Origin of the sequence: Variovorax sp. 160MFSha2.1, assembly GCF_048305075.1 — a bacterium.
GTDB lineage: Bacteria > Pseudomonadota > Gammaproteobacteria > Burkholderiales > Burkholderiaceae_C > Variovorax > Variovorax guangxiensis.
This window is the reverse complement of sequence record NZ_CP157624.1, coordinates 78294-99381: the sequence shown is the minus strand read 5'-3', so window position 1 is coordinate 99381 and position 21088 is coordinate 78294. Positions and strand designations below refer to the sequence as shown.

At 67.5% G+C, this 21088-nt stretch carries 22 protein-coding genes; 14 read left to right on the top strand and 8 right to left on the bottom strand.

Annotated features, from left to right (window positions below):
* Positions 1–94 precede the first annotated feature (94 nt).
* The 4 genes from rsmG to ABL838_RS00325 form a co-directional block, all read right to left on the bottom strand.
* On the bottom strand, positions 95–748 hold the full coding sequence (rsmG, locus tag ABL838_RS00340; protein WP_418123572.1) for a 16S rRNA (guanine(527)-N(7))-methyltransferase RsmG: 654 nt from the start codon (positions 746–748) through the stop codon (positions 95–97).
* Entirely contained in the window at positions 745–2688 is a 1944-nt protein-coding gene (gene mnmG, locus ABL838_RS00335) for a tRNA uridine-5-carboxymethylaminomethyl(34) synthesis enzyme MnmG (protein WP_418118603.1), read from the bottom strand. Before mnmG ends, rsmG begins: the two co-directional genes overlap by 4 nt.
* A 175-nt stretch (positions 2689–2863) precedes the next feature.
* Positions 2864–3751 (bottom strand): transglutaminase-like domain-containing protein, encoded by an 888-nt coding sequence (locus ABL838_RS00330; protein WP_418123570.1) that lies wholly within the window; start codon positions 3749–3751, stop codon positions 2864–2866.
* Positions 3751–3936 (bottom strand): DUF1328 family protein, encoded by a 186-nt coding sequence (locus ABL838_RS00325; protein WP_126020728.1) that lies wholly within the window; start codon positions 3934–3936, stop codon positions 3751–3753. Before ABL838_RS00325 ends, ABL838_RS00330 begins: the two co-directional genes overlap by 1 nt.
* 185 nt (positions 3937–4121) lie before the next feature.
* Here ABL838_RS00325 and gstA point away from each other — a divergent pair, with 185 nt between their 5' ends.
* From gstA to ABL838_RS00290, 7 genes are all read left to right on the top strand, one after another.
* Positions 4122–4730 carry a glutathione transferase GstA gene (gstA, locus tag ABL838_RS00320; protein WP_418118602.1) on the top strand — a complete coding sequence of 203 codons (609 nt, stop codon included), beginning with the start codon at positions 4122–4124 and terminating at the stop codon, positions 4728–4730.
* A gap of 164 nt (positions 4731–4894) precedes the next feature.
* The gene (locus ABL838_RS00315; RefSeq protein ID WP_418123569.1) at positions 4895–5677 is read left to right on the top strand and encodes an enoyl-CoA hydratase/isomerase family protein; all 783 of its coding nucleotides are present in this window, start codon (positions 4895–4897) and stop codon (positions 5675–5677) included.
* On the top strand, positions 5674–7503 hold the full coding sequence (locus ABL838_RS00310; protein WP_418123567.1) for an acyclic terpene utilization AtuA family protein: 1830 nt from the start codon (positions 5674–5676) through the stop codon (positions 7501–7503). Before ABL838_RS00315 ends, ABL838_RS00310 begins: the two co-directional genes overlap by 4 nt.
* 85 nt (positions 7504–7588) lie before the next feature.
* On the top strand, positions 7589–8692 hold the full coding sequence (locus ABL838_RS00305; protein ID WP_418123566.1) for an alkene reductase: 1104 nt from the start codon (positions 7589–7591) through the stop codon (positions 8690–8692).
* A 69-nt stretch (positions 8693–8761) separates the two neighbouring features.
* Positions 8762–9247, top strand: a complete 486-nt coding sequence (locus ABL838_RS00300; protein ID WP_126020737.1) for a RidA family protein — start codon at positions 8762–8764, stop codon at positions 9245–9247.
* Positions 9244–9705 (top strand): GNAT family N-acetyltransferase, encoded by a 462-nt coding sequence (locus tag ABL838_RS00295; RefSeq protein WP_418123564.1) that lies wholly within the window; start codon positions 9244–9246, stop codon positions 9703–9705. The genes ABL838_RS00300 and ABL838_RS00295 overlap by 4 nt, the downstream gene beginning before the upstream one ends.
* Positions 9706–9716: 11 nt before the next feature.
* The gene (locus tag ABL838_RS00290; protein ID WP_418123562.1) at positions 9717–10469 is read left to right on the top strand and encodes a VOC family protein; all 753 of its coding nucleotides are present in this window, start codon (positions 9717–9719) and stop codon (positions 10467–10469) included.
* Positions 10470–10473: 4 nt separating this feature from the next.
* Here ABL838_RS00290 and ABL838_RS00285 read toward each other — a convergent pair whose 3' ends face one another.
* Entirely contained in the window at positions 10474–11856 is a 1383-nt protein-coding gene (locus tag ABL838_RS00285; RefSeq protein WP_184639810.1) for a sensor histidine kinase, read from the bottom strand.
* 41 nt (positions 11857–11897) lie between these two features.
* The gene (locus ABL838_RS00280; protein ID WP_126020743.1) at positions 11898–12587 is read right to left on the bottom strand and encodes a response regulator transcription factor; all 690 of its coding nucleotides are present in this window, start codon (positions 12585–12587) and stop codon (positions 11898–11900) included.
* Positions 12588–12724: 137 nt separating this feature from the next.
* Here ABL838_RS00280 and ABL838_RS00275 point away from each other — a divergent pair, with 137 nt between their 5' ends.
* Genes ABL838_RS00275 through ABL838_RS00255 form a run of 5 tightly spaced genes read left to right on the top strand, consistent with a single transcriptional unit; the run spans position 12725 to position 16901 of the window.
* The gene (locus tag ABL838_RS00275) at positions 12725–13585 is read left to right on the top strand and encodes an alpha/beta hydrolase (protein ID WP_418123561.1); all 861 of its coding nucleotides are present in this window, start codon (positions 12725–12727) and stop codon (positions 13583–13585) included.
* Between the two features lie 34 nt (positions 13586–13619).
* The gene (locus ABL838_RS00270) at positions 13620–13916 is read left to right on the top strand and encodes a phosphopantetheine-binding protein (protein WP_126020746.1); all 297 of its coding nucleotides are present in this window, start codon (positions 13620–13622) and stop codon (positions 13914–13916) included.
* Entirely contained in the window at positions 13913–15196 is a 1284-nt protein-coding gene (locus tag ABL838_RS00265) for a beta-ketoacyl-[acyl-carrier-protein] synthase family protein (protein ID WP_418123560.1), read from the top strand. Before ABL838_RS00270 ends, ABL838_RS00265 begins: the two co-directional genes overlap by 4 nt.
* A gap of 33 nt (positions 15197–15229) precedes the next feature.
* Positions 15230–16360, top strand: a complete 1131-nt coding sequence (locus ABL838_RS00260) for a sterol desaturase family protein (RefSeq protein WP_418123559.1) — start codon at positions 15230–15232, stop codon at positions 16358–16360.
* A gap of 58 nt (positions 16361–16418) precedes the next feature.
* The gene (locus tag ABL838_RS00255; protein WP_418123557.1) at positions 16419–16901 is read left to right on the top strand and encodes an N-acetyltransferase family protein; all 483 of its coding nucleotides are present in this window, start codon (positions 16419–16421) and stop codon (positions 16899–16901) included.
* Positions 16902–16910: 9 nt separating this feature from the next.
* Here ABL838_RS00255 and ABL838_RS00250 read toward each other — a convergent pair whose 3' ends face one another.
* The gene (locus ABL838_RS00250; RefSeq protein WP_418123556.1) at positions 16911–19154 is read right to left on the bottom strand and encodes a heavy metal translocating P-type ATPase; all 2244 of its coding nucleotides are present in this window, start codon (positions 19152–19154) and stop codon (positions 16911–16913) included.
* A gap of 156 nt (positions 19155–19310) precedes the next feature.
* Between ABL838_RS00250 and ABL838_RS00245 the strand changes: the two genes are divergently transcribed.
* Together ABL838_RS00245 and cueR are read left to right on the top strand one after the other, a co-directional pair.
* On the top strand, positions 19311–19505 hold the full coding sequence (locus ABL838_RS00245; protein ID WP_126020754.1) for a heavy-metal-associated domain-containing protein: 195 nt from the start codon (positions 19311–19313) through the stop codon (positions 19503–19505).
* Positions 19502–19903: a Cu(I)-responsive transcriptional regulator gene (gene cueR, locus ABL838_RS00240; protein WP_369660200.1), complete on the top strand. Its 402-nt coding sequence runs from the start codon at positions 19502–19504 to the stop codon at positions 19901–19903. The genes ABL838_RS00245 and cueR overlap by 4 nt, the downstream gene beginning before the upstream one ends.
* A gap of 109 nt (positions 19904–20012) precedes the next feature.
* Here the strand turns inward: cueR and ABL838_RS00235 are convergent, their stop codons facing one another.
* Positions 20013–20954, bottom strand: a complete 942-nt coding sequence (locus ABL838_RS00235) for a YcjF family protein (RefSeq protein ID WP_126020758.1) — start codon at positions 20952–20954, stop codon at positions 20013–20015.
* Positions 20955–21088 lie beyond the last annotated feature (134 nt).

The following is a 21088-nucleotide window of genomic DNA, read 5'->3' as shown; positions in this document are numbered from 1 at the left end:
AGACCAGAGGGAGGCATCGAGTCTAAGCGAGCACACTGCCGCGAAGATCGTTCGGACACCGGCTTTTACCGGTGTCGCCCCCTCTTTTCGTGAATCAGGCGCCGATTTCGGCAGGAGCCTTGCGTGCCCAGACGATGCAGCGCTCGGCATCCAAGCCCGGAACCGCCAGTTGTTCCACGTGAAACACAGACACGCCCTTGGGCAATACAGCGAGTTCGTCGGTCGGTACCTTGCCCTTCATGGCGAGCCAAACACCGCCGGGTGCGAGCAGATTCATCGAGCCGTTGAAGAAATCGGGCAGCGATGCGAAGGCGCGGGAGCTGATGATTTCATAGCTGCCGACCAGCGATTCGACCCGGGCATGCAGCCCGCGAAGGTTCCGCAGTTCCAGTTCAGCTGCGACCTGCTGGACAAAGGCAGCCTTCTTGGCCACCGCATCAAGGCAACTCACTTCAAGATCGGGTCGCATGATCGCGATCACCACCCCAGGCAAGCCGCCACCGGAACCTACATCCAGCAGCTTCCCCTTCCCTGCCCATTCGCGCCGCAGCGGCGCGACCGCCGCGAGACTGTCGAGCAGGTGGTGCGTCAGCACGCTGGCCGGATCGCGCAGTGCCGTGAGGTTATAGACTTTGTTCCACTTGAGCATCAGCGTGCCGTAGGCCAGCAGCCGCTCGGCTTGGGAATCGGACAGCGCCACGCCCATGTCGGCTGCGCCTGCGCGCAGCGTGTCGATCGGCGCCGTCATTCGGCGGCAGCTTCCGTTGCAGCGTCGCGGGCAAAGGCCTTATGGCCGCCCTTTCGCAGATGGATCATCAGCAGGGAAATGGCGGCCGGCGTCACACCGGAGATGCGCGAAGCCAGTCCCAGCGTTTCCGGCCGGTGCTTGTTGAGCTTCTGTCGCACCTCGAAGCTCAGCGCCTTGACCTGGCTGTAGTCGAAATCGGCCGGGAGCTTCAGGTTCTCGAAGTGCGCCGCGCGCTCCACTTCGTCATGCTGGCGCTCGATGTATCCGGAGTACTTGGCCGAGATCTCGATCTGCTCGATCTCGGTCTCGCTCAGCGGAGCCTGGGCGCTGTACTTGCCGCCATCGAGCGTCATCAGCGTTTCGTAGCTCACATCGGGCCGACGCAACAAGTCAGCCAGGTTGTATTCGTGATCGATGGCCTTGCCCAGCACCCGCTCCGATTCCGAAGCCGGCAGGTTGCGCGGGTTCACCCAGATCGACTTGAGGCGCTCTGTTTCACGTGAAACAGCATCGCGCTTTCGGCTGAAGGCGTCCCAGCGTTCGTCGTCCACCAGGCCCAGCTTTCGTCCGATTTCCGTCAGGCGCATATCGGCGTTGTCCTCGCGCAGCTGCAGCCGGAACTCGGCGCGGCTGGTGAACATGCGGTATGGCTCGGTCACTCCCTTGGTGATGAGGTCATCAACAAGCACGCCCAGATAGGCTTCGTCGCGGCGCGGCAGCCAAGCGTCTTCGCCGCGGCATTGCAGCGCGGCGTTGATGCCGGCGAACAGACCCTGAGCCGCCGCCTCTTCGTAGCCGGTCGTGCCGTTGATCTGCCCGGCAAAGAACAGTCCCTTGACCGAGCGTGTCTCGAAACTGCTCTTGAGCTCGCGCGGATCGAAGTAGTCGTATTCGATGGCATAGCCAGGCCGCAGGATGTGTGCGTTCTCCAGCCCGGGCATCGAGCGCACCAGTTGGTACTGGATGTCGAAGGGCAGGCTGGTCGAGATCCCGTTCGGGTAGTACTCGTTGGTCGTCAGCCCTTCGGGCTCGAGGAAGATCTGGTGGCTTTCCTTGTCGGCGAAGCGGTTGATCTTGTCCTCCACGCTCGGGCAGTAGCGCGGCCCCACGCCATCGATCTTGCCGGTGAACATCGGGCTGCGGTCGAAGCCCGAACGGATGATCTCGTGCGTGCGCGCATTGGTATGGGTGATCCAGCAGGGCATCTGCTGCGGGTGCATGTCGGCGCGCCCCATGAAGCTGAAGACCGGCATCGGCCCTGCCCCACCGGGCATGCCGTCACCCGGCTGCTCGGTGCATTTGGAGAAATCGATGCTGCGCCCGTCGAGCCGCGGCGGCGTGCCGGTCTTGAGCCGGCCTTGCGGCAGCTTCAGTTCCTTGAGCCGCGCAGAAAGGCTGACCGCCGGCGGATCGCCCGCGCGGCCGGCCTGGTAGTTGTCGAGGCCGACGTGGATGCGCCCGTCGAGGAAAGTGCCCGCAGTCAGCACCACGGTCCGCGCACGGAAAGCGATGCCGACCTGCGTGACGGCGCCGACCACGCGATCGCCCTCCACCATCAGGTCGTCGACCGCCTGCTGGAACAGGCTCAGGTTCGGCTGGTTCTCCAGCCTGCGGCGAATGGCCGCCTTGTACAGGACACGGTCCGCCTGGGCGCGGGTCGCGCGCACGGCCGGGCCCTTGCTCGAATTGAGGATGCGGAACTGGATGCCGGCCTCGTCGGTCGCGATCGCCATCGCACCGCCGAGCGCGTCCACCTCCTTCACCAGGTGGCCCTTGCCGATGCCGCCGATCGACGGGTTGCAGCTCATCTGCCCCAGCGTCTCGATGTTGTGGGAGAGCAGCAGCGTCTTGGCGCCCATGCGTGCAGCGGCGAGCGCGGCTTCGGTGCCGGCATGGCCACCGCCGACGACGATCACGTCGAATTCTTCGGGGTACAGCATTTGAAAATGGGGAGCGCACAACTGACGCGTGCGCGGCGCAAAAAGGGGCACCAATTTTAATCGGCGCGACCCTCTTGCGTCCCTTGTGTGGATAAGCTTGGAGAGCGACGCCTAAGGGCTGCTTCCAAGGCCGTCGCTTGATAGTTTGCTATATTTTTTATAGCAAATGAATCCGTCAGGCCGCGGCTTCGTCGACCTGTCCCAAAGGCACCGGCTTCTCGATGCCCATCACCTCGCCGGTGGGCGAAGGCGGCATCGACGGCTGCAGGCTCTCGTCCTGCAGCTCGCGCACGACGAGCTTCTTCCCGGTCATCCGCACGTCGCCGAAGATCGTGCAGAAGGCCACGTCCTTCGCGTCGCGCCCCGTACCCACGCGCACCAGCCGGTCGACCGGCGCCATGCGGGTCGGATCGAACAGCACCCAGCGCCCGCCCAGCCACGCCTCGAACACAGCATGGAAATCCTGCGGAGGCTCGTCGAACCACACGTAGCCGACCACCAACCGCGCCGGAATGTTCAGCGCGCGGCAGAAGGTGATGCCCAGGTGCGCGAAGTCGCGGCACACCCCCGCGCGTTCCACGAACACCTCGCGCGCGGTAGTGGTCGAGTCGCTGCTGCCCGGCTCGTAGGTGATGCTGTCGTGGATCCAGTCGACGATGGCCTGCACCCGGCCGATGCCGGGCGGCAGGTCGCCGAAGAGCTGCTGGGCACAGCGCGACATCAGGTCCGACTCGCAGTAGCGCGTCGGCATCATGTAGTGCAGCACCTCGTTGGGCACCTCGGTCACCGGCATCTCGGCCAGGTCGTTCGGCACCACCACGTGAGCGCGCCTCACGCTGGCCTTGTAGGCGATCTTCAGCGGCCCCGGCTTCGCATCGAAACGGACGAAGCGGTTGCCGCTTCCCTCGTCGCAGAAAAGCCGCAAAGGCGTCGGCGGCTCCACGACCAGTTCCTCCCCGACCACGCTCTGCATGCCCGAGCGCGCTGCTTCGATGTTCAGCAGCATGTGCGCCGGGGCGGCAACTTCGTAGTCGAGCTGCGCCTCGATGTGCGAGAGGTGCATCAGTCGATCGCTTTTTTCACCGCGCCCACGCCCAGGACCGCCAGCACCACGAACAGCAGCGCCAGCACCAGGAACAGGCCGAACAGGAACTTGGCGATGCCGGCCGCACCCGCCGCGATGCCGCCGAAGCCGAGCAGCGCGGCCACGAGCGAGATGACTGCAAAAATGATGGCGTACTTCAACATGCGTTTCTCCTTGCAGCAGGCCCTGCCTGCCATGGAGCGCAGCTTAGGAAGCGCCGTCCTCCAGCCCGATAGTCGCGCCGCGCGTGCGGCCGTAGGACAAAAACGCGACGCCTCCAAACCCGCTAGCATCCGCTGCGGTTTACCCAAAGAATCCAACCAACCTCGACATTCACTGGAGTTCTCGAATGAAGCTGTACTACTCGCCCGGCGCCTGCTCGCTGTCCCCCCACATCGCGCTGCATGAAGCGGGCATCGCCGCCGAACCCGTGCTGGCCAGCACCAAGAGCCACAAGCTCCAGGACGGCACCGACTACTACGGCATCAACCCGCTGGGCTACGTGCCGATGCTCGAACTCGACGACGGCACCCGCCTGCGCGAAGGCCCGGCCATCCTCCAGTACATCGCCGACCTCGCCCCCACCAAGAACTTGGCGCCGGCCGCCGGCACCATGCAGCGCTACCGCCTGCAGGAATGGCTGACCTTCATCGGCACCGAAGTGCACAAGGGCTTCAGCCCGCTGTTCAACCCGAACATGCCCGAGGAAGCCAAGACCATCTTCAAGGACAAGCTCAAGTCGCGCTTCCAGTGGCTCGACGGCGAACTCGCCAGCAAGGAATACCTGATGGGCGATCACTTCAGCGTGGCCGACGGCTACCTGTTCACCGTGACCAACTGGACCAAGCCCACGGGCGTGGACATCTCCGACTTCCCCAACCTGCTGGCCTGGCATGCCCGCGTGGGTGCCCGCCCCGCCGTGCAGGAAGCGATGAAGGCCGAAGGTCTTCTGAAGTAAGCCGAAGCACGCAAAAGCGTTCAGAAGCAGCAAGCGGATCGGAACCCCTTCAGGGAAAACCCGAACCGCTTCAGCCACAAGCCGCACGATGCGGCTTTTTTTTCGGGCGACGCTACGGGCAAGAGAGAAAAGAACTCCCGGAAGACCGAAGAAGGAATCTCGCCATGACCGAAACCCCTCCACCCGCCGAACTGCGCGAAGAGATGCGCGGGCCCGTCATGTGGCTCACCATCGAGCGCGAGGAGCGCCGCAACGCCATCAGCGGCGCCGTACTCGCCGGCCTGGGCGATGCCATCGCACGTGCCAACAACGACAGCGCGGTGCGCGCGGTAGTCATCACCGGCGCGGGCACACGTGCCTTCTGCGCGGGCGCCGACCTGCAGAGCGGCACCTCCTTCAAGTTCGACTACGCCGCGCCCTACCAGGGCTTCGCCAACCTCTTCCGCCAGGCCCGGCAGTCGACCGTGCCGCTGATCGCGCGCGTCAACGGCGCCTGCATGGCGGGCGGCATGGGCCTCATGGCGATGTGCGACATGGCGGTGGCCAGCAGCCACGCGGTGTTCGGCTTGCCCGAAGTGAAGGTCGGCCTCTTTCCCGCGCAGGTGCTCAGCGTGCTCGGCGGCCTGCTGCCGCGCCGCGTGCTGGCCGAGATGTGCATCACCGGCGAGCCCATAGACGCGGCACAGGCGCTGGAACTGAATCTCGTCAACCGCGTGAGCGACGACGTCGACGAGAGCGTCGACTGGCTGCTCGGCCGCATGCTCGACAAGTCGCCCGCAGCCATCCGCCGCGGCCTCTACACCATGAAGAAGATCGAGGCCATGGCCTTCGAGGAATCGATGGCCTTCACCGAAAGCCAGATCGGCCTGTTCGCGCTCACCGAGGACGCGGCCGAAGGACAGCTCGCCTTCCGCGAGAAGCGCAAGCCGCAGTGGAGCGGACGATGAGCGGCAGCGGCAACATCGACGAACGCATCGTCCGCATCGGCGGCGCCTCGGGCTTCTGGGGCGACAGCAGCGTGGGCGCGCCGCAGCTCGTGGCCAGCGGCCGGATCGACTACCTCGTGTTCGACTACCTCGCCGAACTCACCATGTCGATCCTCGCGGGCGCGCGGCTCAAGAAGCCGGAGCTCGGCTACGCCACCGACTTCGTCTCGGTGGCGATGAAGGCCGTGCTGAAAGACGTCGTGGAACAGGGCATCCGCGTGGTGAGCAACGCGGGCGGCGTCAACCCGCAAGGCTGCGCCGATGCATTGGCCGCGCTCGCGGCCGAACAGGGCATCGCACTGAAGATCGCCGTAGTGAGCGGCGACGACGTGTCGCCGCTGCTGCCCGGGCTGCGCAAGTCGCAACCGCCGGTGCGCGAACTTCAGAACGGCGCCGCGCTGCCCGAGCGCGTGCTCACCGCCAACGCCTACCTCGGCGCGCAGCCCATAAGGGCCGCGCTCGATGCGGGCGCGCAGGTCGTCATCACCGGCCGCTGTGTCGACTCGGCCGTCACGCTCGGCGTGCTCATGCATGAATTCGAGTGGCAGCAGGACGATCTCGACCTGCTCGCCGCGGGCAGCCTCGCGGGCCACATCATCGAATGCGGCTGCCAGGCCACGGGTGGCCTGCACACCGACTGGGACACCGTGCCCGACTGGCCCGACATCGGCTACCCCATCGTCGAATGCAGCGCCGACGGCAGCTTCATAGTCACCAAGCCCGCGGGCACCGGCGGCAAGGTCACGCCCGCGGTGGTGGGCGAGCAGATGCTCTACGAGATCGGCGACCCCGCCGCCTACCTGCTGCCCGACGTGGTGGCCGACTTCACGCAGGTGCGCATCGAGCAGGCCGGTGAGCACCGCGTGCGCGTGCACGGCGCTCGCGGCCATGCACCGACTGCGAGCTACAAGGTCAGCGCCACCTACGTTGACGGCTTCAAGACGGCGGCGCAGCTCACCATCGTGGGCTTCGACGCTGTGGCGAAGGCGAAGCGAACGGGCGAAGCTATCCTCGCGCGCACCGGCGCGCTCTTCTCGCAGTACGGCTTCGGCCCCTACAGCGGCACGCAGCTCGAAGTGCTGGGCGCGGAGTCCTGCTACGGACCGCACGCGCGCGCATCGCAGACGCGCGAAGCGGTGCTGCGGCTTGCGGTGACGCACCCGCGCAAAGAAGCTCTGGAACTGTTCGTGCGTGAGGTCGCTCCGGCCGGTACATCGTGGGCCCCGGGCACTACCGGCGCGGGTGGCGGACGCGCCTCGGTTTCCCCATCGATCCGTCAGTACGCGTTCCTGCTCGACAAATCACTGGTCGAGGCATCGGTGGTCATCGATGGAAAGCGCATCGATGTTCCCCGCCCCCAAGTCCCGTCGCCAGCCGAGGTGGCCAAGCCCACCTCTTCGCCTGCCAGAGCCATCAAGACGGAGATCACGGCTTCCGATGCCGACAGCATCGAAGTACCGCTGCTGCGCCTGGCCTGGGCCCGCAGCGGCGACAAGGGCGACACCTCGAACATCGGCGTCATCGCACGTCACCCTGCCCTGCTGCCGCTGCTGCGCGAGCAGCTCACCGAAGCGCGCGTGGCCGAATGGCTCGCGCACCTGGTCAAGGGCCGCGTCACGCGCTACGAGGTGCCCGGCATCGACGCCTTCAACTTCGTCTGCGAGCAGGCGCTGGGCGGCGGCGGCATGGCCTCGCTGCGCAACGATCCGCTCGGCAAGGGCATGGGCCAGATCCTGCTGGCCATGCCGGTGCGCGTGAGCCCGGCACTGCTGGCGCTGCTCGCCTAGCACCAATCCGTCAACCGTGCGACAGCAGGGTTGAGGCGGCGCGCTTAGCCTTGCGCCCCGTATCAACTCTGCTTTCGATCGCACGATGTCCACCCTTTTCGACCCCGTACAGGCCGGCGACCTGAAGCTCGCCAACCGCATCGTCATGGCGCCGCTCACGCGCAACCGCTCGCCGAACGCCATTCCGCCCGACATCGCCGCCACCTACTATGCGCAGCGCGCCAGTGCGGGCCTGCTCATCACCGAAGCCACCGCCATCAGCCACCAGGGCCAGGGCTACTCCGACGTGCCCGGCCTCTACGGCACCGAGCAGCTCGACAGCTGGAAGCGCGTGACCGAAGCCGTGCACGCCAAGGGCGGCAAGATCGTGGTGCAGCTGTGGCACGTGGGCCGCGTCTCGCACAACGAACTGCAACCCGGTGGCGGAAAGCCCGTCGCCCCCTCGGCCATCACCGCCAAGACCAAGACCGTGCTCATCAAGGACGGCGTGCCCACCTTCGTCGACACCTCCGAGCCGCGCGCGCTGGACGCCGGCGAACTGCCGGGCATCGTCCACTCCTACGCGGTTGCCGCCCGCAGCGCCGTGGAAACCGCAGGCTTCGACGGCGTGGAAGTCCACGGCGCCAACGGCTACCTGCTCGACCAGTTCCTGAAGGACGGCAGCAACAAGCGCACCGACGACTACGGCGGCAGCATCGAGAACCGCGCCCGCCTGCTGCTCGAGGTCACGCGCGCCGTGGTCGACGCCGTCGGCGGCGGCAAGACCGGCATCCGCCTGTCGCCCGTCACGCCCGCCAACGACGCGCACGACAGCGACCCGCAGCCGCTCTTCAACTACGTGGTGAAGCAGCTCGCCACGCTCGGCCTGGCCTACATCCACATCATCGAAGGCGCCACCGGCGGCCCGCGCGAGATCGAGGACCGCCCCTTCGACTACGAGGCCCTCAAGGCCGCGTACCGCGAAGCCGGCGGCAAGGGCGCATGGATGGTCAACAACGGCTACGACAAGCCGCTGGCCGAGGAAGCGTTGAAGGAAGGCGACGACCTCGTGGCCTTCGGAAAGCCCTTCATCTCCAACCCCGACCTCGTGCGCCGCCTGCGCGAGAACGCGCCGCTGAATCCGCTCGACAAGGCCACCATGTACGGCGGCGGCGCCAAGGGCTACACGGACTATCCGGCGCTGGCCTGAAGCCGGAAGCGGCCATGGCAAGATGCGGCGGACCCGTTCGTCCGCCGCCAGCAAGGAAGGAGAAATGCCATGGCCCGCATCGCGCAACGACTGGCCGATTCAGGCCTCGTATTGCCACCCGCAGTCACGCCGCCTCCCGGCGTCGTGCTGCCATTCCGGTTCGTGCGCATCGTCGGCCGGCGCGCACTGATCTCGGGCCATGGCCCGCTCAATGCCGACGGCACCATCGCTGCGCCGCTGGGCAAGCTGGGCCGCGAGCTGAGCGTCGAACAGGGCTACACCGCCGCTCGGCTCACCGCGCTCGCGATGCTGGGCAGCCTGCAGCGCGCCCTCGGCGACCTGGACCGCATCACCGCATGGACGCGCGTGTTCGGCATGGTCGCCTGCGCACCGGGCTTCGACAAACAGCCGGCCGTCATCAACGGCTTCTCCGATCTCATCCTCGAAGTCTTCGGCCCCGACATCGGAGCGCATTCGCGCAGCGCGGTGGGCATGGCGGAGCTGCCTTTCAACATTCCGGTGGAGATCGAAGGCGAGGTGGAGTTCGACGCATGAGCACCACGCCCTGGACACTGCGGCGTGCCGATGTTGCTGATGCCACGGCCATCACCGAATGCGCCGTGGAAGCCTTTCGCCACTACATTCCGCGCCTCGGCCTCACGCCCATTCCGATGACGAAGGACTATGGCGCGGCGATCGCGAACGCGCAGGTCTGGGTGGCGCAACAGGAGAAGCGCATCGTCGCAGCGCTGGTGCTCGACATCACCGAAGAGGGCTTCCTTATCGACGTGATCGCGGTGCGCCCCGCGCAGCAGGGCACGGGCGTGGGCCGCGCGTTGCTCGAACTGGCGGAACAGGAGGCGCTGCGGCAGGGCCATGACTCCATCCATCTCTTCACCAACGAGAAGATGACCGAGAACCGCGCGCTCTACGAGCGCATCGGCTACGTCGAATACAAGCGCCTCGCGCTCGCGCAGCGCACCCGCGTGTTCATGCGCAAGCCGTTGAAGTGAGATCTTCTGCGATGCAGCTGGAACGCATTCATCACGTCGCCATCATCTGCGCCGACTACGCGGTGTCGAAGCGCTTCTACACCGAGGTGCTGGGCCTGCACGTGGTGGCCGAGAACTACCGCGCCGCGCGCGATTCGTACAAGCTCGATCTCGCCCTGCCCGACGGCTCGCAGATCGAGCTCTTCTCCTTCCCCGGCGCGCCCGCGCGGCCTACCCGGCCCGAGGCACAGGGACTGCGGCACCTGTCCTTCGAAGTGCACGATGTGCAAGCCGCCGCCGACGAACTCGCGGCGCAGGGCATTGCGGTGGAGCCCTTGCGCATCGACGAATACACCGGCCGGCGCTTCACCTTCTTCGCCGATCCCGATGGGCTGCCGCTCGAACTCTACGAGGCCGCGCCGGGCAAGGAACTCGAAGCGCTGCTGCTGGAGCTCGAAGGCGCGCTGCATCTGCGCGAGGTGCGTGCGAGCGCTGCACGGCTGGAAGAACTGCTCGATGACGACTTCCACGAACTCGGCGTCTCGGGCACTGTATGGACGCGCGCCGCCATCATCGAGGCGCTGCGCGACGAAGCCTTCTCCGAACGCACGATCTCGGACTTCCGCGTGCTGCGCATGGCCCCCGATGTGGCGCTGGTCACCTACCGCGCGCGCCGGGAAGTCATTCCACAGCGCCCGGCGGCCCACTCCCTGCGCAGCTCGCTATGGAAGCGGCGCGCGGGCCGCTGGCGCATGGCCTTCCACCAGGGCACGCCGCTCGCCTGAGCGCTCAGGCGACTTCACCGAACGCCACGCTCACCCGCAGGCCCGTGGGCTCCGCTGCTTCGAGCCGCAGCTCGGCCCCCAGCAGCTCCGCATAGCGCGAGACGATCGACAGGCCCAGCCCGGAACCCTGCCCCAGCTTCTCTCCTGCAGGGCCTTGCGCCCACCGCTGCATCAAGGCGCGCTGGGCTTCGAGCGGAATGCCGGGCCCGTCGTCGATCACGCTCAGCGTGTGGCCCGCGAGCTCTACGGTGATGGTGCGGCCTCCATAGCGCAGCGCGTTGTCGATCAGGTTGTCGAGGATGCCCTCGACCAGCGCCTCGTTGGCCTGCACCACCACGACGTCGTCGAGACCGCGCGCGCCCAGGTCGACGCCGCGCGCATCGGCACGCCCCAGGTGCCGAAGCACCGTCTGCTCGGCCAGCACGTCGAGCCGCACAGGCACGCGCTTGAGCTCGGTGCGGGCCTCCTCGGCCAATGCGAGCGCCAGCAACTGGTCGATGAGGTGGCTGGCGCGCGCCTGCCGCTCCGACACGCGCTCGAGCTGCTCGCGCCACACATGGGTGTCCTGCTGCGCCAGCCCGTATTCGGCCAGTGCGCGGATGCCCGCCAGCGGCGTGCGCAGCTCATGCGCCACGTTGCCGACGAACTCGCGCTGCGCCTGCACGCTGTTGCCCAGGCGCTCGAACAGCGAGTTGACCGCATTGCCCAGGCGCTGGATCTCGCGCGAAGTCTGCGCCACCGCCACCGGAGAGAGGTCGCGCACGTCGCGCCGGTCGAGCGCGCGCTGCAGGTCGCCCAGCGGCCGCAGGTCGCTGCGGATGCCGTACCAGAGCCATATCGCGAGCAGTATCAGCAGCACGATCTGCGGCGCGAGCGCATAGCCCAACAGCTGCCGCACGAGCGCGGCGCGGCTCAGCGTGGTCTGCGCAATGATCACGCGATAGGGCATGCTGATGTCGGGCTCGGCGTCATGCTCGAGCACCACCGCGCGCAGCGTGCTGCCCTCGTAGTTCACGTCGGAGAAGCGGTAGCGCGAGCCGTCCACCGGCAGCGGCGCCTGCAGGCCCGCCTGGCCGGAGATCAGCGAGCCGTCGAGCCGCTGCACCGCGAAGTACACCTTGTCGACTTGGTCGAAGAGCACGGTGGCCACTTCGCGCGGCGTGAGCATCAGCTCGATGCCGCGCTCGCCCGCCTGCACGTTGGCCGACAGCGCATAGGCGTCGTCGAGCATGCCTCGGTCGAAGGCCTGTTCGGAGAAGTAGTTGGCGATGACCAGCGCGATGACCGCACCCACCATCCACGTGAGCGCCAGCGGCACCAGCACGTTGCGCAGCACGCGCTGCGTGAGCGAAGGCGCGCGCACCGCAGCCGGCTGCGATTCGGCGATGGTCTGTTGCTGCTGCCCGTTCACGCGCGGACCGGCGTCGATCACACCTCGGCTTCGAGCAGGTAGCCGATGCCGCGCAGCGTGCGGATGCTCGCGCCCGTGCCCTGCAGCTTCTTGCGCAGGCGCGAGATGAAGGCCTCGAGCGCGTTGTCGCCGAGCGACTCATCGAAGCTGGACAGCTTGTCGGACAGCGCACGCTTGCTCACCGTACGGCCCGGCGGGCTCATGAGCTCCCAGAGCACCTCGAACTCGCGCGCGGGCAGGTCGAGCGGCCCGCTCGCGGTGGAGAAGCGCCGCGCCTTGCGGTCGAGCTTGAGCTGGCCCAGCAGCACGATGTCTTCCGTGCCCTTGGCACGGCGCACCAGTGCACGAAGGCGCGCTTCGACCTCTGCCAGGTCGAAGGGCTTGCCGAGGTAGTCGTCGGCACCCGCGTCGAGGCCGGCGATGCGTTCCTCGGTACGCCCTCGCGCCGTGAGCACGAGCACGGGCGTGCGGTCGCCGCGCGCGCGTGCCTGCCGAAGCGCGGTGAGGCCGCTCGCGAGGCCGCTGGTCGGGCTCGCGGTGGCGGGCAGGTTGAGGTCGAGCAGCACCGCATCGAAGGGCTGCACGCGCCACAGGTGATCGGCGTCTTCCACGTTGGTGGAAACGTCGACACGGTGGCCTGCATCGGCAAGGCTGCGCACCATCACATCGCGCAGAACGGTGTCGTCTTCGACAAGCAGAATTCGCATGGTCTTTGAATGGTTGGGGGTAATCTGCCTTGCGAACGACGGGTCAGCGGCCGGTCAGTCGCTCCAAGCGATAAACGCAACATGAGCATACGACAGCACGATGAATCACGGGCCACTTTCATGGCCTGCGCCACACGATGAGTGCGCGCGAACCCTCCGATCTGCTGAGCCTGGTTCCCCCGGAGGTGCAACGCACCGCCGTGGTCCTGCTGCATGGTTTATGCAGCACGCCTGACGAGTTGCTGACCGTGCAGTCCGCACTGCGCAGCCGGGGCTATCCAGTCCATCCGCTGTCAATCGAGGGTTACTCGTTCGACGCCAGCGCGCCGATGCAGCGCGCGGCGCCGTACGAACGCTGGCTCGACGCGATCCAGGCACAGGTGAAGTCGCTGCGCGAGCGGCACGACCGCGTGATGCTGGTCGGCATCTCGGCGGGCTCCTCGCTGGCACTGGGCGCGGCCATCCGCTGCGGCAGCGAAGTCGATGCGCTGGTGCTCATGTCGACCACGCTGCGCTTCGACGGCTGGGCCATTCCGCGCACGCAGTTCCTGCTGCCGCTGGCCTTCTACACGCCGCTGGGCAGGCTCTGGCAATACCGCGAACGCCCGCCCTATGGCGTGAAGAACGAGCGCGTGCGCGCCTGGATCGAGCGCGAGCTGCGCCACCGCAAGATCTCGCGCGCAGGCAGCTCGGTCATCGGCGTGGGCCACCTGCGCGAGCACGACAGGCTCATCCGCCATGTGCGCCGCAACCTGCACGGCGTGCAGTGCGGCAACGTGCTGGCGCTGCACGCCCAGCAGGACGAGGTGGCCAGCGTGGCCAACCTGGGCATCCTCGCGCGCGGCCTGCGCTGCCGCGCGTTCCGTGCCGTCGTGGTCGCCAACAGCTACCACATGATCACCATCGACAACGATCGTCAACAGGTCGTGAGCGAAACAGTGTCATTCGTCGACGCGGTGGCGCATGGCACGATGCCCGAGCATCCGCTGTACGCCTGACAACTTCGACCACGTCCGAAAGGAAAGCATTTCCATGTCTTCTTCCGATCTCTCCTCGCCCACCTTCAACAGCATCGCGGCAATCCTGCAGACCGACTTCCGCGTCGACCCCGCAGCCATCTCGCCCGCCACCGCGCTGACCGACCTCGGCCTCGACTCGCTCGCGCTGATGGAGTTCGTCTTCGCCGTCGAGGACGCTTTCCACCTGCGCATTCCCGAAGAGCGTCTCGACCCGCGCGAAGCCGGCATCACGCTGCAGCGCCTGTGCGAAGTGATCGACGCGGAGAGCGCCGGCGCTGTTGCGGCCCAGCCCGCCGAAGCAACCGCATGAGCAGCGGCGCCGCTCACTCCGTGCTCGCGGCCTCCGCCGCGCGCGCCGCATCCGCACCCGTGCGTGTGAGCGGCATCGGCTTCGTCACGCCCATCGGCCGCACCGTGGAGGCCTTCGACGAGGCCCTGTTCGCGGGGCGCTCTGCCGTGCGCGCGCAGACGCTGGAGATCAAGGGCATGGACCCGATGACGCTGGCCGTCGCGGCCTGCGACTTCGACTCGAACGGCGTACGCAGCACCTCCCGCCTGCCACTGGACCGCGGCACCGCCATGGCACTGGCCGCCGCGCAGGACGCCGCCGGCGAAGCGAAGATCGACCTCGACAGCATCGACCGCGACCGTCTCGGCATCTTCTGGGGCAGCGGCCTCGCGGGCGCCGGCACCTTCGACAACACCACCAGCACGCTCTACGGCGAACAGCGCCGCATGCGCCCGACCACCGTGCTCACCGTGATGCCCAACGCCGCCGTGGCCGAGCTCGCCCTGCACTTCGGCGCGCGCGGCTCGGCCATCGCCTATGCCTGTGCCTGCGCCTCCTCGGCCGTGGCCATCGGCGAGGCGATGCGCGCCATCCGCGGCGGCTGGATCGACGTCGCCGTCGTCGGCGGCCACGACGCCATGCTCACGCCCGGCGTGATGGCCAGCTGGCACGCCATGCGCGTGATGGCGCCGCCGCCGGCGGATGCGCCTTCGACCGCCTGCCGCCCTTTCTCGGGCGACCGCGCGGGCTTCGCCATCGGCGAGGGCGCCGCCGCGCTGGTGCTCGAATCCGAAGCGCACGCCGCCGCCCGCGGCGCCGGAGCCGCGCCCTTCGTTCTCGCCGGCTACGCCACCAACTGCGACGGCACGCACATCACCAACCCCGACACCGCGGGCCAGGTGCGCGTGATGCGCGCCGCGCTGCGCGACGCGGGCATCGAGCCTTCCGAGATCGGCCACATCAACGCGCACGGTACGGCCACCTCGGCCGGCGATGCAGCCGAGGCCGCGTCGATCCGCGAAGTGTTCGGCAACACCGTGCCGGTGAGCGCGACCAAGGCGATCCACGGCCACGTGCTCGGCGGCGGCGGCGCGATCGAGCTCGTCGCGACGCTGCGCGCGCTGGCACGCGAAGCGCTGCCGCCCATCGCCAATCTGCAGACGCCCGACGCCGCCTTCGATCTCGACTTCGTGCAAGGCGAGGCTCGCGAGGCCAAGGGCATGCGTTACGCACTGTCCAATTCCTTCGCTTTTGGCGGCACCAACGCCGTCATCGTGGCCGGCCGCGCGTCCGATCGCTGAAGATTCACTGAACGCTTCCTGAAAAATCGCGCGGTGCACCGGCTGGTTGTTTTCGTCGTGCCGGTGTTCGCGCTGCTCATGGCGTGCGAGTTCGCATGGGGCTGGCTGAAGCGGCGCAACACCTACCGCTTCGGCGACACCATCGGCAGCCTCAGCCAGGGACTGCTGAGCCAGGCGCTCTCGGTGTGCACGCAGCTCTTCCAGATCGGCCTCTACGCACTGATCTATCCGCTGGTCGCGATCTGGACGCAGTCCGCCTTCTGGGACAGCGCCATGGGCTGGATCGCTGCGGTGCTGCTGTTCGACTTCTTCGACTACTGGCTGCACCGCGCGGGACACGAGTCGGCCGTGTTCTGGGCCGCGCACTCGGTGCACCACCAGAGCCAGCACTTCAACTTCTCCACCGCGCTGCGGCAGGAAAGCACGGTGGCATTCCTCGGCTGGGCCTTCTACCTGCCGATGGCGGTGATCGGCGTGCCGCCGGAGCAGTTCGGGCTCGCGGGGCTGATCGTGCTGGTCTACCAGTTCTGGATTCACACAGAGCACATCGGCAAGCTGGGCTGGTTCGACCGCGTGTTCTCCTCTCCGTCGAACCACCGCGTGCATCACGCGGTGAACGACCAGTACATCGACCGCAACTACGGCGGCATGCTCGTGGTGTGGGACCGCATGTTCGGCACCTTCGCCGAAGAGACCGAACGGTGCGTCTACGGCACGCGCAAGGCGCTCACGAGCTTCGACCCGATGCGCGCGATCCTCGGTCCCTACATGCCGCTGCTGCGCGATGCCTGGCACACGAAGCGCTGGCGAGACAAGATCGCCGTGTGGTTCAAGCCGCCGGGCTGGCGGCCGGCCGACGTGGCTGCGCGCTTTCCGGAACCCGCGTTCTCGCTGGAAAAAGCCATGCACATCCACGCCCCCGTGCTCACGCGTCCACAGGTCGCGTCGGCCGCCCTCCACTTCGCATGCTGGGTCGGCGTGACGCTGGCCTTTCTCTGGCGCGCGGACGATCTCGCCTTCCACACCGGGCTGACGCTTCTTGCACTCTCGGTCGGCGGCTTCTGGTCCATCGGCGCAGTGCTCGATTCGCGGCTGCGTCTGCGATGGGCCTGGTGCGCGCAGGCAGCGCTTCTCGCCATCTCGGCGGTACTGCTCTTCGGCTGACCGCCACGCATACGCCGCCCGCTATGCTCGGCGCCTTCACCGTTGCGGGGCACCCATCATGCGCAGGCTGGCCACTTCCGAAGACATCGACACCGTCTTCGCCCTCTACATGCACGAGAAGGTCGTGCCCTACCTGGGCTACGACCCGATGCCGCTGGAAGACTTCAAGCCGATCTACCGGCAGCTGCTCGATGGTGGCGACTTCTTCGTCTACGAACGCGACGGCCGCATCGCCGGCTTCTACCGCGCCTCGCGCTACCCGGGCCGTGTGCGGCATGTGGCCAGCCTCGGCACGCTGGCTGTAAACCCCGCACTGCATGGCCAGGGCATCGCGCTGGCGATGGTCACGGATGCGATCGAGCGGCTGAAAGCGGACGGCGTCAGGCGCATCGAGCTCATCGTGGAAAGCGACAACGCACCGGCGCTGCGCTTCTACGAAAAGCTCGGCTTCGAACGCGAAGGCACGCTGCGCAGGTTCTACAAGCGCGCCACGGATGCGCAGGCCATCGACGACCACATCATGGCGCTGCTGCTCGACTGAGCGGCAGGCTCAGGGCTTCCAGCGCCGCAGCAGCAGCGCATTCGCCATCACGCTCACGCTCGACAGCGCCATCGCCGCGCCGGCCACCACCGGGCTCAGCAGGCCGAAGGCGGCGAGCGGAATGCCGGCGACGTTGTAGGCGAAGGCCCAGAACAGGTTCTGCCTGATCTTCGCCACCGTGCGGCCCGAAAGCTCGAAGGCCTGCGCGACCAGCGCGAGATCGCCACGCATGAGCGTGATGCCGGCTGCTTCCATCGCCACGTCGGTGCCGCCGCCCGAAGGCGCCATCGCGATGCCGACATCGGCCGCTGCCAGTGCAGGTGCATCGTTGGCGCCATCGCCGACCATCGCGACGACATGTCCGTTGCTCCTGAGCGCGGCGACCTGCGCGGCCTTGTCTGCAGGCAGCACATCGGCGCGCACATCCTCGGCCGCGATGCCCAGCCGTGCAGCCATGGCCTGCGCCGCGCGCAGGTTGTCGCCCGAGATCATCACCACGCGCAGACCACGTGCACGCAGCGTGCGGATGGCTTCGGCGGCCTGTGGCTTGGGCTCGTCGGCGAAGGCGAGCAGGGCCTGCACCTGCGCGGCACCGGCTTCGTCGAAGCGCAGCAGCGCGGAAACCGTCGCGCCTTGCGATTGCAGGCGCTCCACTTCTTCGGCATTTGGCATCGCATCGAGCTCACGGCACCAGCGCAGGCTGGCGATGGCCCATTGGACGCCCTCGACTTCACCGCGCACGCCACGGCCCGGCGAAGCCTGCATCGCACCCAGCGCTGGCACCTGCAGGTTGCGCTGCGCGGCGGCCGACAGCACGGCCTTGGCCAGCGGATGCTCGCTGCCGCCTTGCAGGCTGGCGGCGGTGGCCAGCAACTGGTCTTGCGAGGCCGAGGCGCCGGCCACTGGCACCAGCGCGGTGAGCACCGGACGGCCGATGGTCAGCGTGCCGGTCTTGTCGAAGGCGACGGTATCGACGCGGTGGGCGATCTCCAGGGCACGCGCATCCTTGATCAGAACGCCATGCCGAGCCGCCACGCCGGTGCCCGCCATCACAGCCACGGGCGTTGCAAGGCCCAGCGCACATGGACAGGCGATGACGAGCACCGCCACCGCATGGATCAGCGCGGTCTCGATGCCGGCGCCCGCCAGCATCCAGCCCGCGAAGGTGGCCAGCGCGATCAGCAGCACAACCGGCACGAACACGGCGGCGACCTTGTCCACCAGCCGCTGGATGGGCGCCTTCGCGGCCTGCGCGTCCTCGACCAGGCGGATGATGCGCGCCAGCACGCTCTCGGAGCCGACCGCGCTCACCTCGACGACCATGCGGCCGTCGCCGTTCACCGCGCCACCGGTCAGCGCATCGCCCGGGCCCTTGGCCACAGGCAGCGGCTCGCCGGTGAGCATCGATTCGTCAACCTCGGAATGTCCTTCGACCACCTTCGCGTCGGCCGGTACGCGCTCGCCGGGACGCACCGCGAGACGGTCGCCCACCATCACCTCGGCCAGCGGCACGTCGCTTTCCTTGCCGCGTGCGTCGAGCAGGTGCGCCACCTCGGGCCGCAATTGCTGCAGCGCGCGGATCGCGGACGTGGCCTGGCGCTTGGCGCGCGCCTCCAGCCACTTGCCGAGCAGAACCAGCGTGATCACCACCGCCGAAGCCTCGAAGTACAGGTGCGGCACCATGCCGTGGCCCGCATGCTCGCCGGTGGTCGCACGCCACCAGAGCCATAGCGAAAGCCCGAAGGCCGCGCTGGTGCCAAGTGCGACCAGCAGATCCATGTTGCCGGTGCGCGCCTTCACTGCATGCCAGCCCGCGCGATAGAAGCGCGCGCCCAGCCAGAACTGCACCGGCGTCGCGAGCAGCAGTTGCACCCACGGCGGCAGCATCCAGTCGAGCCCGATGAGGTCGCCCAGCATCGGCGCCATCAGCGGAATCGACAGCGCAAGGCCGATGGCGACCGGGGCGAAGCCGGCCCAGGGCGACAGCGTTGCTTCGTCCGCGGCCTCGCTCGCCGCCCGAGGCTCGTAACCGGCGGCGCGCACGGCGCGGCGCAGCCGGACATCCATGTCATCGTCGCCGGACGTCACCACGCGGGCCGATTCGGTCGCGAGATTCACGCTCACGTCCTGCACGCCGGGCACGTTCTTCAAGGCACGCTCGACGCGCATGACGCAGGAGGCGCAGGTCATCCCGCCGACGGACAGGTCGAGCGTGGCGGTACCGGGGGTTTGCTGGAGCTGAAGTTTTTCCATGTGCCGAGGCTAAAGCCTCACACCATGTCAAGGTCAAGCGGAAAAATTCAGAGCCCCTGCGCTGAACATTGACATCGTGAGAGGGTTCAAACTGCGGGTTCCCCGGTCGTCAGGCCGGCCACTTCTCTTTACCAGCTACTTTCAAGGAGCAACACGATGAGCCAGAAATTCCAGGTCACGGGCATGAGCTGCGGCCACTGCGCGAACGCAGTGCAGAACGCGGTGCAAACGGTGGATCCCGAAGCGCAGGTCACGGTCGATCTGGAAACGGGCCATGTCGACGTGCTGAGCGAGCAGCCGCGCAAGGACATCGTGGCCGCGATCGAGAACGCGGGGTACGCGGTTCAATGACGATGAGCCAGGTTTCCATCGGCGAAGCCGCGCAGCGCTCGGGCGTGTCGGCCCGCATGGTCCGCCACTACGAGAGCCTGGGCCTGCTGCCGGCGGTGGCGCGCACCGAAAGCGGCTATCGCCAGTACGGCGAGGCCGACATCCACACGCTGCGCTTCATCAAGCGCTCGCGCGACCTCGGCTTCTCGATGGAGGAAATCGCCGAATTGGTCGGGCTGTGGAACAACCGGCGCCGCGCCAGCTCGAGCGTGAAGCGCATCGCCGAGAAGCACCTTGGCGAACTGGAGCAGCGCATCGCCGACATGCAGTCCATGCGCAGCACGCTGGCGCACCTGGTGCACTGCTGCCACGGGGACGCGCGCCCCGAATGCCCGATCCTCGACGACCTGGCGAACTAGGTACTCCCCCAGGCTTCGCGCACTTCGTGTCGCTTCGCCTACCCCCTCGCCGGGGGCAACACCTGTGGCCCGGCGAAGCCGGTTCCACGATGTTCCTGGAATAAGTCCTTCAAGCGCCGCGCACCAAGGACAAGACCTTGCCCGCATCCAGCGTGCGGGCCTTTTCCTGGATCGCCGGCAGGTACTGCGTCTGCAGGCTCTGCCCTTCCTTCACCACGCCCGAGAACGCGTCCTTCAGCATCTGCGCCGAGAGCGTGCGACCGCCAGCGTAATAGCGTTTTGCCACGTGCCCCAGCGCGTAGGTCGACGCGAAGCTCATCCCCGAGCTCACAGCCTGGTTGCCGAGGCCGCGCAGCAGGCCGCCGCCGACCTTGCCGAGCAAGCCGCCGAGCAGCTTGCGCCCGGCCTGCTCCAGGTACTGCGAGGTAAGGCCAACCCCGACGGTCGCGAGGAAATCCTTGATGTGTCCGCTGTCCAGCTGGTAGCCGTAGGCCTGGCCGATGCGGTAGACCAGCTTCATCTGCAGCGGAATGATCGCCATGGTCGATAGCGTCTCGGGCAGCAGCTCGAGCGCGCCGTTGAGGATGGAGGCGTTGAGGATGGACTTGTCCAGCTCCGCCGTGTCGGGACTCTTCGGCGCTGCAGGCACCGATGCGGCCGCCGCAGTGGCGGCCACCGGCACCGCGGCGATTTCTTCCGCCTGCTGCGAGAACGCGGCCGCCGAGGCGTCCAGGCCCAGCGAGGTGCGCACGTCCGCCAGGAACATCCGCTCCGCCTCCGACTGCGTGCCGTCCGCGTCGCAGACGCACACCGCCATTTCGTAGGCGAGCTGCCTCGCTTCCGGACTCTTGAGCTCGCCCGCCACCGACGCCAGCGACACCCGCTTCATCAGCACGTCCTGGTAGAGCGTCGGCAGGTTCAGCCCGTCGGCCTGCGACAGGCCTTCCGCGATGCGCTTGATCTCGGCGCGCTCGCGCTCGTGCTTCTCGCCGTCCACGAAGGCGGCCAGCAGGCTCAGGGTAACGATCGACTTTGTTTCAGAAGGTGTCATGTTCGATATTTCCGCAATTTCAATGATCCGGTGGGGTCGTGGCTGCGGTCCGAAGGTTCCGTCGGGCGTTCTCCCCACAAACCTTGGGCAACTCTGTGGATAACGTCGGCACTTCTGTGTAGGGGTCTTGCAAG